The organism is Pelomonas sp. Root1444 (genome assembly GCF_001426885.1).
Lineage (GTDB): Bacteria > Pseudomonadota > Gammaproteobacteria > Burkholderiales > Burkholderiaceae_C > Pelomonas.
Genome location: NZ_LMFP01000028.1, coordinates 816,677 through 830,679 on the forward strand (window position 1 = coordinate 816,677; position 14,003 = coordinate 830,679).

10 protein-coding genes are annotated in these 14,003 nt (G+C 70.6%); 9 read left to right on the forward strand and 1 reads right to left on the reverse strand.

Annotated elements, in window-relative coordinates; translation table 11 throughout:
• The first annotated feature begins 1 nt into the window (after position 1).
• The 4 genes from ASD35_RS21475 to ASD35_RS21490 are packed head-to-tail and all read left to right on the forward strand — an operon-like array spanning position 2 to position 3,848.
• Positions 2 to 754: a hypothetical protein gene (locus tag ASD35_RS21475; protein WP_056876967.1), complete on the forward strand. Its 753-nt coding sequence runs from the start codon at positions 2 to 4 to the stop codon at positions 752 to 754.
• 20 nt (positions 755 to 774) lie between these two features.
• Positions 775 to 1,707 carry an ABC transporter substrate-binding protein gene (locus ASD35_RS21480; RefSeq protein WP_056876968.1) on the forward strand — a complete coding sequence of 311 codons (933 nt, stop codon included), beginning with the start codon at positions 775 to 777 and terminating at the stop codon, positions 1,705 to 1,707.
• A gap of 12 nt (positions 1,708 to 1,719) precedes the next feature.
• Positions 1,720 to 2,574, forward strand: coding sequence for an ureidoglycolate lyase (locus tag ASD35_RS21485; protein ID WP_056876969.1), 855 nt, complete (start codon positions 1,720 to 1,722; stop codon positions 2,572 to 2,574).
• Entirely contained in the window at positions 2,571 to 3,848 is a 1,278-nt protein-coding gene (locus tag ASD35_RS21490; RefSeq protein ID WP_056876970.1) for an L-fuconate dehydratase, read from the forward strand. Before ASD35_RS21485 ends, ASD35_RS21490 begins: the two co-directional genes overlap by 4 nt.
• A gap of 20 nt (positions 3,849 to 3,868) precedes the next feature.
• On the opposite strand, the gene ASD35_RS21495 is transcribed toward ASD35_RS21490, so the two are convergent.
• Positions 3,869 to 4,960: a hypothetical protein gene (locus ASD35_RS21495; protein WP_157275694.1), complete on the reverse strand. Its 1,092-nt coding sequence runs from the start codon at positions 4,958 to 4,960 to the stop codon at positions 3,869 to 3,871.
• A gap of 213 nt (positions 4,961 to 5,173) precedes the next feature.
• Here ASD35_RS21495 and ASD35_RS21500 point away from each other — a divergent pair, with 213 nt between their 5' ends.
• From ASD35_RS21500 to ASD35_RS21520, 5 genes are all read left to right on the forward strand, one after another.
• The gene (locus ASD35_RS21500; protein ID WP_157275695.1) at positions 5,174 to 6,298 is read left to right on the forward strand and encodes a pectinesterase family protein; all 1,125 of its coding nucleotides are present in this window, start codon (positions 5,174 to 5,176) and stop codon (positions 6,296 to 6,298) included.
• Between the two features lie 99 nt (positions 6,299 to 6,397).
• Positions 6,398 to 9,868, forward strand: a complete 3,471-nt coding sequence (locus ASD35_RS21505) for a DEAD/DEAH box helicase (protein ID WP_157275696.1) — start codon at positions 6,398 to 6,400, stop codon at positions 9,866 to 9,868.
• Between the two features lie 36 nt (positions 9,869 to 9,904).
• On the forward strand, positions 9,905 to 10,888 hold the full coding sequence (locus ASD35_RS21510) for a DUF58 domain-containing protein (protein WP_056876973.1): 984 nt from the start codon (positions 9,905 to 9,907) through the stop codon (positions 10,886 to 10,888).
• Positions 10,885 to 12,912 (forward strand): DUF3488 and transglutaminase-like domain-containing protein, encoded by a 2,028-nt coding sequence (locus tag ASD35_RS21515; RefSeq protein WP_056876974.1) that lies wholly within the window; start codon positions 10,885 to 10,887, stop codon positions 12,910 to 12,912. Before ASD35_RS21510 ends, ASD35_RS21515 begins: the two co-directional genes overlap by 4 nt.
• Before the next feature lie 54 nt (positions 12,913 to 12,966).
• Complete coding sequence (locus tag ASD35_RS21520) at positions 12,967 to 13,998, forward strand: ankyrin repeat domain-containing protein (protein ID WP_056876975.1); 1,032 nt, start codon at positions 12,967 to 12,969, stop codon at positions 13,996 to 13,998.
• The last annotated feature ends 5 nt before the right edge of the window (positions 13,999 to 14,003 follow it).

Here is a 14,003-nt window from a genome sequence, read left to right on the forward strand (position 1 = left end):
GATGAGAACGCTTCTGCTGCTTGCTTTGCTGCCGACCCTGGTCGCGGCCGCCTGCCCAGACGATGCCGGGTTCAAGAAGTTGGCATCGTTCGAGCATCTCTACCTTGGCGAAGCCCACGGCACCCAGGAAGTGCCGCAGCTCGTGCAATGCCTCGTGCAGAGCGCCATCGCCGCCAAGCCGACCAGCTTGGCCGTGTCACTGGAGATGCCCGAGGACGCTCGCCAACCCGACAGCTGGCAGTGGAAGAGCCAGGACGGCCGCGCCTCGCAGGCCATGTGGCAACTTCACCAATGGCTGCAGGCCCAGGAGGCCGCAGGGGCTTTGAAGCTGCATCACCACCAGCCCACCGGCAGCTACCCCGATCAGGCCGACTACGAGAAGGCCGCCGGCCTCAGCCTGAACGCGCTGATGCGCCAGAACGCTCGCGTCATCGTGCTCGGCGGTAACTTCCACAGCCGGCGCGAGCCCATCGAATGGATGCCCAACGTGCGGCCCATGGGCACCTACGTGGGCGAAGGCACGGTGCACGTCGATCTGCAGGCCCTGGAAGGCGGCACGGCCTGGAACTGCACCAGCCGCTCCACAGGCAACGCACCCCCGCCGCCCCCCACCTGTGCGGCCAACACGCAGCTGGCCGTTCCCCGAGGTGATGCGCGCGTGGGCGACCTCATCAGCGGCCGCGAGTTCGGCCACGACTACGTCTACCTGATGAAGTCCTTCACCGCCTCGCCGCCGCTGAAGCAGCCTCAGTAACACCGACAAGAGACAAACCCATGCGCCGCCGCCTCCTGCTGACCGCCGCCCTGCTCGCCGCCACCGCGTCGCAAGCGCAGCAACCCACGGTCTACATCCCCCTCATCTCCAAAGGCTTCCAGCACCAGTTCTGGCAGGCCGTGAAGTCCGGCGCCGAGCAGGCCGCCAAGGACTACAAGGTGCGCGTGACGTTTGAAGGGCCCGAGAGCGAGGCCATGGTGGACAAGCAGATCGACATGCTGGCCGGTGCCCTTGCCAAGAAGCCACAGGCCATCGCGATCGCCGCGCTGGACAGCAAGGCCACCATCCCGCTGCTGCGCAAGGCGCACGCGGCAAAGATCCCCGTCATCGCCTTCGACTCGGGCGTGGACAGTGACATCCCGCTGGCCACCGCGTCCACGGACAACCGCGCCGCCGCCGCACTGGCCGCCGACAAGCTGGCCGCGCTGATCGGCGGCGAAGGCGAGGTGGCCGTGGTGGGCCATGACCAGACCAGCCGCACGGGCATCGAGCGCGTCGAAGGCTTCGTCAACCGGCTCAAGGCCGCCTATCCCAAGGTGCGCGTCGTCACCGTGCAATACGGCGGTGGCGACCACCTCAAGTCCACCGAGGTCGCCAAGTCCATCCTGCAAGGCAACCCCAAGCTGAAGGCACTGTTCGGCACCAACGAGGGCTCGGCCATCGGTGTCGTCAACGCGGTGCGCGAGATGAAGCGCAGCGGCGTGGTCGTCGTGGGCTTCGATTCAGGCAAGCAGCAGAAGGACGCCATCGCCAGCGGCGCCATGGCGGGCGCCATCACGCAGAACCCGGTGGGCATCGGCTACCGCACCGTCGAGGCCGCCGTGAAGGCGCTAAAGGGCGAGGCCCTGCCCAAGGCCATCGATACCGGCTACTACTGGTACGACAAGACCAACCTGCGCGACCCCAAGATCGCCGCAGTTCTCTACGACTAAGGAACCACCATCATGAAACTCCTCCGCTACGGCTCCCCGGGCCACGAACGTCCCGGCCTGCTCGACGCGCAAGGCCGCGTGCGCGACCTCTCGGCCCTCGTCGATGACATCGCCGGCGACGTGATCACGCCCGCCGGCCTAGAACGGCTGCGCGGCATCGACATCGACACGCTGCCGCTGGTCGACGGCACGCCCCAGCAGGATCTGCGCGTCGGCCCCTGCGTCGGCCGCGTCGGCAAGTTCATCTGCATCGGCCTGAATTACGCCGACCACGCCGCCGAGTCCGGCCTGCCGGTGCCGACCGAGCCGGTCGTCTTCGCCAAATGGACCAGCGCCATCTGCGGCCCGGACGACGACGTGCAGATCCCGCGCGGCTCGGTCAAGACCGACTGGGAAGTGGAGCTCGGCGTGGTCATCGGCCAGGGCGGGCGCTACATCGAGGAAGCCGACGCGATGCAGCACGTGGCCGGCTACTGCGTCGTCAACGACGTGTCCGAGCGCGAATGGCAGCTGGAGCGCGGCACGCAGTGGGACAAGGGCAAGGGCTGCGACACCTTCGGCCCCATCGGCCCCTGGCTGGTCACGGCCGACGAGGTCGCCGACCCGCAGCAGCTCAACCTCTGGCTCGAGGTCGACGGCCGACGCTTCCAGAACGGCAACACGCGCACGATGGTGTTCAACGTGGCGCAGATCGTCAGCTACCTGAGCAAGTTCATGAGCCTGCAGCCCGGCGACATCATCTCCACCGGCACGCCGCCCGGCGTCGGCCTGGGTCAGAAGCCACCGCTCTATCTCAAGCCGGGTCAGACCATGCGCCTGGGCATCGAGGGCCTGGGGGTCCAGACCCAGAAGACGGTTGCCGCATGACACGCATCACCAATCTGCGCACGGTCGACGTGCGCTTCCCCACGTCCCAGCACCTCGACGGCTCGGACGCGATGAACCCCGACCCCGACTACTCGGCCGCCTACGTCATCCTGGAGACCGACCAGCCCGGCCTCGAAGGCCACGGCCTGACCTTCACCATCGGCCGCGGCAACGACATCTGCTGCAAGGCCATCGAGGCCATGCGGCATCTCGTCGTCGGCCTGGAGCTGAGCTGGATCGCCGCCGACATGGGCCGCTTCTGGCGTCACGTCACGTCGGACAGCCAGTTGCGCTGGATCGGCCCCGACAAGGGCGCCATCCACCTGGCCACGGGCGCCGTCGTCAACGCGGTGTGGGACCTGTGGGCCAAGGCCGAGGGCAAGCCGGTGTGGCGCCTGGTGGCCGACATGAGCCCCGCAGAACTCGTGCGCTGCATCGACTTCCGCTACATCACCGACTGCATCACGCCCGACGAAGCGCTGGCATTGCTGACCCGCGCCGCCGAGGGCAAGGCCGAGCGCCTGGCCACGCTGGAGCGCGAGGGCTACCCCTGCTACACGACGTCCGCCGGCTGGCTGGGCTATCCGGACGACAAGCTGCGCCGGCTCTGCCAGGAGGCCGTGGACGCCGGCTTCAACCACGTCAAGCTGAAGGTCGGCCGTGATCGCGAGGACGACATCCGCCGACTGCGCATCGCCCGCGAGGTGCTGGGGCCGGACCGCAAGCTGATGATCGACGCCAACCAGGTGTGGGACGTGCCCGTCGCCATCGACTGGCTGAAGGACCTGGCCTTTGCCAAGCCCTGGTTCATCGAGGAACCGACCAGCCCCGACGATGTCGAAGGCCACCGCGCCATCCGGCAGGCCGTCCTGCCCATGCAGGTCGCCACCGGCGAGATGTGCCAGAACCGCATCCTGTTCAAGCAGTTCATGATGCGTGGCGCCATCGACGTGGTGCAGATCGACAGTTGCCGGCTGGGCGGCGTCAACGAGATCCTGGCCGTCATGCTGATGGCCGCCAAGCTGGGCCTGCCGGTGTGCCCGCACGCCGGCGGCGTGGGGTTGTGCGAGTACGTGCAGCACCTGTCCATGATCGACTACCTGTGCATCGCCGGCACGCGGGATGGCCGCGTCATCGAGTACGTGGACCATCTGCACGAGCACTTCGTCGACCCCTGCGTCGTGCGCGGCGCGGCCTACATGCCGCCCGCAGCGCCGGGCTTCTCGATCACGATGAAGGCGGCATCCCTGGAACAGTACCGCTTCAGGGGCTGAGCAGGGCACCCGCCGGCAATTCAGCGCACGCGCGGCACTTCGCCGCGCCGCGCCACGGCCTGCACATGCGCCAGTGGGGGTTCGGCGCCGCTGCAGGCCAGCACCGCCCGCTCGGCCTCGGGCCAGCTCGGCAACTGGGCATGAAAGACCTGCGTGGCCGCCGTCAGCGCCTGCACGCGTGCCTCGGCCCAGCCGGCCTGCCGGCCCAGCACCGCGGCCTGCGTCAACAGCGCCGCGGAATCGGCCGTGCCGGCCATGCGTTCGGCCAGGGGCGCGCAGTCGGCATGGCCTGGGCCGCACTGCTGCTCCAGCCAGACCTGTCCGGCGGGCGCTTCGGCGGTGTCGCGACCCAGCGTCTCGCGCGCAAGCCGGGCGCGCAGGTAGGCGGGCGCCACCGGCTGCATGGCCGCCAGCGCCTGTTGCGTCACGGCCGTGAGGCCGCCGGGATGCTCGTGCCAGCGGTGCGCGCGCAATACGCCTTGCCAGGCCTCGCCTTGTTCTGACGCGCTCGACGCCTCGTGCGCCCATTCGAGCCAGTGCAAGCCGTTGTCGGGTTCGGCCTGCACCCGTGCCAGGGCCAGCTCGCGCCGGCAGCGCGCGGCGTCGTCGGTGTGGCCGCAGGCCGCCACCGCCCAGCGCAGCGCCTGCGCGTCGCCACCGGCACGGGCTTCGGCCAGCAGGGCGGCGGCCCATGCGGCTTGTGCCGCCGGGTCGGCCACCGCGGGCTGGCGCAGCAGCCATGCGGCCACGCGCTGGCGGGCATCGCCAGCGGCCAGCACGCGCAGCAGCCGCTCCTGCAGCTCCTGCAACGCGAGGCGGCCCACGGGGTCGGGCAAGTCGTCGAAGGCATCGCCGCCGCTGACGCTGCCCGCACCGCGCAACGGCATGCGCCCGGTCCCGCACAGCTCGACCGTGACGCCCGCCGGCGCGACCGCCGCCGCGACTGGCACCGCAGGCGGATACGGCGCCGCGAGTGCCTCAGCCCGCGGCAGCGCGGCAGCAATGGCCGGCTGCTCGGGGCGGCCTGCCAGCGGGGCGTCCGCGGGCGCGGTCGGCCGCAGCACGGCCACGGCAAGGCCGCCGAGCGTGGCCAGGATTGCGGCGCGTCGCATCACGGCGCGCAGCATCGGCGAGCGTCCGCACGACGCACACCGGGGAAACCCATAGTGCCTCGGCGGCCAGGCGACTTGCAGAATCGCGCCCGCCTGGCCGTCTCCATCGCCAGGCATGTTTGCACGTCAGCCACTGCGCCATGCCGCGCAGCACGTCGGTGCATGTGTCGCCCCGGTTCCGGGCCCCGCATACCACCCACGAGACACCTGGTCATGACTGCAATCCACCCCTCCGCCGTGATCAAGCTGGCCCTGGCCGCCGCCGCATCCGCCGCGCTGCCGGCCTGGTCCGCCACGTCCACGGCCACGCGCCCGCAGCTGTCGTCGGCGGAGCAAGGCAGCTACACGCTGGCCACCTTCCTCGGCAGCTGGAGCCCCGGCACGGTGGGCACCAAGAGCACCGGCGACTACGTGGTCAGCCCCAGCGGCCCGTACCGCACCGTGCAGGCCGCCGTGAACGCAGCCATCGCCGCCGGCGGCACCACGCGCAAGTACATCCAGATCAAGGCCGGCACCTACACGGGTCTGGTCGTCATTCCCTCCGGCGTGCCGCTCACCGTCTACGGCGACAGCCAGACCGGCGTGGTGCTGCAGCTCGGCGCGCACTACGCGATGACCGGCTCGGCGTTCAAGGCCGCGGTGGGCAACACGGCCGACTTCGGCAGCGGTGCGCCCAGCCGCGTCAGCGGCTACTACAACGACTGCGGCGGCCGCAGCACGCTGGGCACCAACTGCACGGCGACCGTGGTCAGCTACGCGAGCCAGTTGCAGATCAAGAACCTGACCATCCAGAACACCTACGGCGAGAACAACGCGGCGGCCAACGGCCAGCACCAGGCCGTGGCCTACCTGAACAACGGCGGCGACCAGGTGCAGCTCGACACCGTGCGCCTGCTCGGCAACCAGGACACGCTGTGGCTGGCCGGTTCGGCCAAGCGCACCTACGTGCGCAACAGCTTCATCCAGGGCGACGTCGACTTCATCTTCGGCGACATGACGGCCGTGTTCGACGCCTGCGAGATCCGCTACACGAACGCGCGCACCAGCACCGGCGTCATCGCCGCGCCCAGCCATGTGCTGGCGAACAAGGGCTTCCTGTTCAAGGGCGGCTCGTTCACGACCACCGGCGGCAGCAACAGCGTGTCGTTCGCCCGCCAGTGGCCGCAGAACGGCTCGACCACGGGGCAGATGATCGTGCGCGAGGTGGCGCTGGGCGGCCACATCAAGAAGACCGCGCCCTGGGCCGACTGGAACGCCAGCAACAAGGTCAACTACGGCAGCGCCGGCAACCGCCGGCTGGCCGAGTACGCCAACACAGGCAGCGGCGCGGCGCCCTGACGGCCGGGAGGCCTCCGCCGCCGCGCGTTAAGCTAACTTCCGGACTCCACGCAAGCGCCGATGCCCGATCGGCGGCGCGAGGACGGAAGGGAGCAGCGGTTGAAAGAACAGTTTCATGGCGCGTCGCCGTCGCGGCACGTCGGCATCCTGGGCTATTGGCACAAGGTCGAGTTCTTCATCCCGTACGACCTGCAGCGGCAGGTGCTGGAGGACAAGGACGCCGAGTGGAGCGTGCGGCCGCTGTCGGCGGCGCAACTCGCGGCGCTCTCGCCGCAGGCCTTGTGGTCGGCGCCGGTGCCTGAGGGGCGCAAGCTCAGCGGCTTCGACGTCTATCTCGGCGTGTTCGACAAGGCGGAGCTGGCCGACGTGACGCGCCGCGTCATCAGCGCGAGCCTGAGCCCGTCGGAAGCCTTCGACCAGGACGAGCGCGGCGAGCTGGAAGGTTTGACCTGCAGCGCCAGCATTCGGGTCAGTGCCGACGGCTCGCCTTTGCTCGACGACCTGGCCGTGTCCACCGTGCCGTGGGCGCTCGGACGGATCGCCCGGCACGGGCTGGGCGGGCTGGACTTCGACGCCTTCAGGGCCGACCTGGAAGCGCTGAAACGCGACGTGCGGAGCTTCCGCGCGTCCTTGCCCCGGTCTCCCGACGCTGCGGGCCAGGACTCGCCGCCGTTGAGCGCCGCAGAGCTGCTCGCGCTGCTGCGGATCACCGTGGCCTGGTCCGGCCATGAGCCGGCGGCTGACGATGCCAGGGCGCCGGTGGTGGTCGTGCGCGCGAAGAGCGTCGAGGACAAGGCCAAGCCGGCAGCCGATGCCGCGAAGGGCCCGCCGAAGGTCGGCAGCACGGCGGAGGGGGAGGACGAGGACGACGACGGCGAGGCGGCGGGCGACACCGAGATCAGCATCCTCAACAGCTTCTTCGCCGACGACATCGCCCGCGCCATCGCGTCGATCGAGCGGGGCACCGCCGGCGCCGCGCTGCGCACCTACCTGACGCCCGGCGCCGAGGCCGCCCGGCTGGACCTGTATCAGGCGGCCGGCCGGCGCGAGCTGGCCGAGCGGCTGCGGCCACGGCATCTCAATGCCGGCCATTGGCCCGACAACCCGGCGCATGCGATGAGCCTGATGCAGCAGTTCGCCATCAACAGCGTCTTGGAGCGCCTGGATCGCGGCGGCATCCTCTCGGTGAACGGCCCACCGGGCACAGGCAAGACGACATTGCTGCGCGACCTCGTCGCCGAGAACGTCGTCCGGCGCGCGCGGGCCTTGGGCCGGTGCGGCACGGCGGCCGATGCCTTTCAGCGCGACCGTGCCACGGTGTCGTTCGAGGGCGTGCCGGACTGCACGGTCGCTGTCCTGAAGGACGAGCTGATCGGCTTCGAGATGGTGGTGGCGTCGTCGAACAACGCCGCCGTGGAGAACATCTCCAGGGATCTTCCCAGGAACAAGTCGCTGGGCAAGCCGGCCCCGGCCGGCGAAGCGGGTTGGCGCGATGCGTCGGGCCAGGCCAGGGTGAGCTACCTGCAGCCCGTGGCCCGCAACCTCTTCGAGCGCAACAGCAAGGGCGCCTACGAGCTTCCGAGGGCATCGGACGACAACAGCTGGGGCCTGGTCGCCTGTGCGCTGGGCAACAAGCGCAACCGTGACGCATTCGTCCGCGGGCTCCGCTTCGCGGGCCCCAAGCCCAATGAGAAGCCGCCCAAGGGCTACGACCCTGCGCGCCATCAATCCATCTGGCATTGGCGCGCCGCGTATTCGGGGCCGAGCTTCGCCGAGGCGAAACGGGCCTTCACCGCGGCGGACGATTCCTGCAGGGAGACGCTGGCCAGGCTCGAGCAGTACGCCGGCCTGCAGCACCGGCTGGCGGGCGTCACGCAGGCATCCTTCATCGCCACGGCGGTCGACGCACTGGCCGCCGCCACCCATGCCGTGGAGGCCGCCGAGCAGGAATTTGCGCGCCTCGACGAGGAATGGGCCTTGAGCCAGCGGCAGCTTGAGCTGCTGCAGGCCGAAGAGGCGCTGATCGAGAAAAGCCGGCCGGGCTGGTGGGCGCGGCTGCGCGATCGCAAGGCCCAGCGCGCGCACGCTGCGGAGCTGGCGGCCAACCGGCAGGAGCAAGGCCGGTGGATCCGCCGCCGCTACGAGGTGGAGCCGACGAGGACTGCGGCGAAGCGCTTGCTCGCGCAGGCCGAGTCCGCCGCCGTCCAGGCCGAAGCCGCATTGGCCGCCCGCGAGCGGGAATGGGCGGGCGCGGTGCGGCAACGGGAAGAACTGGCCAAGCAGTTCCCCCAGGCGGCTGAACCGCCGCACCTCGACGAGCTGGAGTACGACCGCTGGCAGATCCAGGGCCTGTGGCACAGCGCGCTCGTCAACGAGCAGCGCTCGGCCCTCTTCGTCGCCGCGTTGCAGCTGCACGAGGCCTGGCTCGCGGAGGTCCTGAAGACCGGCGCCGGCTTCGGCGCCAACATCGTCGCGCTGTGCCACCTGCTGGACGGCAGGCGCCTGCAGGGGCCGGGCGACGCGGCGCTCACGCTGTGGCGCAGCCTGTTCATGCTCGTCCCGGTGGTGTCGAGCACCTTTGCGTCGTTTGCCCGCCAGTTCCGGCACCTCGGCGCGGACTCGCTGGGCTGGCTGTTCATCGACGAGGCCGGCCAGGCCGTGCCGCAGGCCGCCGTGGGCGCACTGTGGCGGGCCCGGCGCGCCGTGGTCGTTGGCGACCCTCTGCAGATCGAGCCGGTCTTCACGGTCCCGATCAAGCTGCTCGAAGCCCTCGAGAAGACCAGCCGCCTGCCGGCCGACATGGACGTGTCGCCCCACCGCGTTTCCGTGCAGAAGCTCGCCGACGAAGCCAACCCGATCGGCGCCTGGGTGGGCGCGGACGACCGCCGGCAATGGATAGGCTGTCCCTTGCGCGTGCACCGGCGCTGCGTGGACCCGATGTTCTCCATCGCCAACGACATCGCCTACGACGGCAAGATGATCTTCTTCGCGCCGGGCGATCCCCGCGCGCGCCTGCCACCCGGCGACAGCCTGGACACCGGCCCCAGCGCCTGGGTGCATGCGCCCGGCCCGGCAAGCGACAAGCAGGTGGTGGAGGCCCAGGTCGACCTGGTCCAGCAGGCGGTGCTGGCGCTGTTCACCCGCACCGGCAAGCCGCCGCCGATCTACGTCATCTCGCCGTTCAAGCGCATCAAGCAGGCGCTGGTCCACCGTTTGAAGGAGCGGGACCTCTGGGTGAAGGCCGCGGGCGGTCAGGTCCAGCCGCCCACGGCCGCCGAGCTGCGCCACTGGTGCAAGGAGCGCATCGGCACCGTGCACACCTTCCAGGGCAAGGAAGAGAGCATCGTGTGGCTGGTGCTGGGCTGCGACGCACGCAGCATCGGCGCGGCGCAGTGGGCCGCCGGCAAGCCCAACCTGCTGAACGTGGCCGTCACGCGTGCCAAGCATCGGTGCGTGCTCATCGGCGACGAGGCGCTGTGGGGCGGCCTGCGCAACTTCACGGCAGCCCACGCCCTGCGCCTGCCGAGGGTCACGCCGCCACAGTTTCTGCAGCGCGTCTCGCCGCCATAGCCCGGCCGGCGCGCTTCACGCTCTATTCTTTCGGCCATGGCCGTCCTCCCTGCAATCCGTTCCCGCTGGCAAGCCTGGTGGCAGGCCCGCCAACCGCCGGCCGACACCCACCAGACCACGCAGCGCAACGTCTACATCGTCCCCACAGTGGCCGGCCTGGCGTTCTGCGGCACGCTGGGCGTGCTGCTGCTGGCAAGCATCAACGAACAGCTGAGCCTGGGCTACGCCCTCACCTTCGCGCTGACCGGCGCGGGTCTGGCGTCCATGCACACGACGCACGCCAACCTGCGCGGCCTGCAGATGGACTTGAAGGCCCCCGAGGGCGTGCATGCCGGCGACGAGTTCACGCTGGAGCTGCGGCTGCACAACACCGGCAGCGCCCGCTTCGGCATTGCCGTCAGCGCGCAGCTCGACGGCGGCCCGACGGAGCCCGCCTGGGTCGACGTGCCGGCGCTGGGCCATGCGGTGCTGAAGCTGCGGCTGCCGGCGCTCCAGCGCGGCCTGCGCGAGCTGCCACGCCTGGTCGTCACGACGCGCTTCCCGCTCGGCTTCTTCCGCGCCTGGAGCTACTGGCGGCCCGCCAGCCGCGTCTGGGTCTACCCACGGCCCGAAGAGGTACTGGCGCCCTTCCCCGCCCAGGCCGAGGCCGGCGCGGGCGAGGCCGCGTCGACCCGCCAGTCCGCCAGCGGCACCGACTTCTCCGGCGTGCGCAGCTACCGCCGCGGCGACTCGATGAAGCAGATCCTGTGGCGCAAGTCCGCGCTGGCGCTGGACCAGGGCCTGCCGCTGTGGGTGCGCGAAACCGAGGCGCCGCTGGCTAAGGACCTCTGGCTGGACTGGCGCGACACCCAGGGCCGCGACGTGGAGGCGCGGCTGTCCCGCCTGACCGCCTGGGTGCTGGCCGCGGAGCGCAGCGGCCAGCCCTTTGGCCTGCGCCTGGCCGGCCGCGAGCTGGCGCCGTCGCTCGGCGCGGCGCACCGCCAGGCCTGCCTGGAACTCCTCGCGGGGCACGTCGGATGAACGCGATCCAGGCCTGGTGGGAACGCCTGCCGCGCGACACCCGCGACAGCTTCTTCCTGCTCGGCGTCATCACCGCCGTGATGGCGCCGCATGCCGGCCACCTGCCCTGGTGGAGCACGGCGCTGACGGCCATCGTGCTGGGCTGGCGGGCGCAGCTGGCCTGGCGCCAGAGGCCGCTGCCCAGCCGCTGGTGGCTGGTGGCCATCGTCGCCCTCTATGCGTCGCTGACGTGGCTGACCTACCGCACGCTGGTCGGCCGCGAGGCCGGCATCACGCTGCTGGTCATGCTGATGGCGCTCAAGACGCTGGAGCTGCGCGCGCGCCGCGACGCCTTCGTCGTGTTCTTCCTCGGCTTCTTCCTCGTGCTGACGCAGTTCCTGTACTCGCAGTCGCTGCTGACGGCCATCGGCGCGCTGCTGTCGCTGTGGGGGCTGCTGGCCGCCGTCGTGCTGGCGCAGATGCCCACCGGCGTGCCCAGCATCGCCATCGCCGCGCGGCGCGCGGCCAGCACGACGGCGCTGGGCCTGCCGGTCATGGTGCTGCTGTTCGTGCTGTTCCCGCGCATCGCGCCGCTGTGGGGCGTGCCCACCGAGGCCATCGGCCGCACCGGGCTGTCCAACCAGCTGGAGTTCGGCGCGATGAACGAGATCGCCAACGACGACAGCATCGCGCTGCGCCTGCGCTTCCTCGACGGCAGCGCGGCGCCGCCGCCCGACCAGCGCTACTTCCGCGGCCCGGTGCTGAGCCGCTTCGACGGCAAGACCTGGCGCGTGCCCGACCCCCGTGTCAGCCAGAGCTGGCTGCGCGGCCTCGACGACCTGGCCCTCAGCGGCCCGGCGCTGCGCTATGAGCTGACGCTGGAACCGCTGCGCATCCCCGTGCTGCCGCTGCTGGAGATGAGCCCGGGCGGGCCAGGCACCGACCTGCCGTTGCCCGACCTGACGCTCACGCGCGGGCCCGAGCTGCAATGGCTGTCGCCGCGGCCCATCACCGAACGGCTGCGGCTTGAGACCAGCGCCCACATGAGCTGGCAGGCTGGCCTGCGCCTGAACCGCATCCAGCAGCAAAGCAACCTCGAGCTGCCCGCGGGTGGCAACCCGCGCACGCTCGCCTGGGCCCGCGAGCTGGCCGGTCAGCCGCGCTTTGCCGACCTGGCACCGGGGCCGCGCGCCGAGGCGCTGGCCGCCGCGCTGCTGGCGCACGTGCGCAACAACGAGTTCATCTACACCCTCTCGCCCGGCCGCTACGGCGAGGAGTCGCCCCACGTCATCGACGAGTTCTGGCTGGACCGGCGCCTGGGCTTCTGCGAGCACTTCGCTTCGGCCTTCGTCGTGCTGATGCGCGGCATGGGCGTGCCGGCGCGCATCGTCACGGGCTTCCAGGGCTGGGACCCCGAGGCGCAGGACGGCTACCTCGTCGTGCGCAACGCCAACGCCCACGCCTGGGCCGAGTACTGGGTCGACGGCCGCGGCTGGGTGCGCAGCGACCCGACCGCCGCGGTGGCGCCCAACCGCGTTACGCAGGGCCAGGCGCTGCAGCCGTCGCCGGGGGTCTTCGGCCAGCTCAACCCGACGCTGTGGCGGGCGCTGCGCAACGGCTGGGAGACCGTCAACAACCGCTGGCAGCAGCTGGTGCTGAACTACTCGCGCCAGAACCAGTTCGACCTGCTGAAAAAGCTCGGCTTCGAGCGCCCCGAGTGGGCCGCCCTCGGCCAGGCCCTGGCCGGCGTCATCCTCGCGCTTGCCATTGCGTCGGCCGCGTGGATACGCTGGAGCAGCCGCCCGCACGACGCCTGGAGCCGGCAGCGGGCGCGCATCCTGGCGCTGCTCGCCCGCGCGGGGGTGACATTGCCCGCGCATGCGAGCCCGGCCGCCTGGGCGCGCACGCTGCGACATCAGCATGGCCAGAAGGCCGAACCCGCGGCGCAGTGGCTGGAGCGGCTGGAGCGCTCACGCTATGCGGCAGATGCACCAGCACCGGCCTGGCGTGAATTTCACCAAGCGGCCCGCATGCTCAGGCCCTGACCGTCCAATTCGGGTGACACTGCGCGCCGTCGCGAAACCTCCGCCCGCTTATCGATGCGCGTCTTCCTGCCGATGATGACCGTCCTGCTGGCGCAGTGCGCCGCTCAGGCCGCCCATGCTGAGCCCCCGCAGACGCCCCGGCAGCTCATCGACCGCCTCGGTGTCGAGACACGACAGCTGCTGGAGAAACCCCGCAACGACCGGACGCCTGCCGACGCCGAGCGCGCCGTCGCCGAGCAGATCACCGCATGGGCCAGGCGCTCGCCCGGCGACGAGGCACTCATCGACGGCGACGACCAAGGCCGCACGCCACTGATGCTGGCCGCAAGTGGCGCCTATCCGCTCGTGGTGAAGGCCTTGCTGGACGATCCCATCGTCAAGGCGCTCGTCAACACGAAAGACGCGGCCGGCCAGACGGCCTGGATGCATGCCACCATTGCGCCCGCACTGACGCTAGCCTCTTGTCAACCCGGCAACCTGACGCTGGACCGATACCCGCTGCTGCGGCCCTACCTGCTGCGGATGTCGGCACTGCTGAAGCCCAAGGATTCGCCGTTGGCCGGCATCGTGCGCCTGCTGGAAGACGCCGGCGCACGGCCCGACCCCGAAGGCGCCCGACGCGCCTGGCTGGCCCGCTGTCCGAACACGCCAACAGAACTGCAGCAGGCGCTGGCGAGCGATGAGGTGCTGAAGACGCTCGTGGACGACGCCGTGAGCCGCCAGTCCCGCTTCAGCAAGGCGCTGCGCGAGGGCGTGGCCGGCATACCGCAGACTCCGCCTGACAGCATGAAGTTCGTGCAGCTTCGCGAGGGCAAGCCGCGCACCGCTGGCCAGCTCCGGTGTATTCGCACGCCTGCGCCGCCGTTGCGTGGCGCCATGCCCTGGTCGGGTGAGCTGACGTTCAAGACCGTGATCGCCACCCGCGCCGGCGTCGTTGAGGCGGTCGACTTCGAAGTGATCTCGTCCGGTACGCCGAATCCGCACGTCGCGCAGTACTTCCGCAGTGCCGTCGTGCAAGCGTTGGCCGCCTACCAATGCGAAGGCGACCACGTCTTCGAGCAGGTATTTCAATTCAAGGTCGATTGACGCAA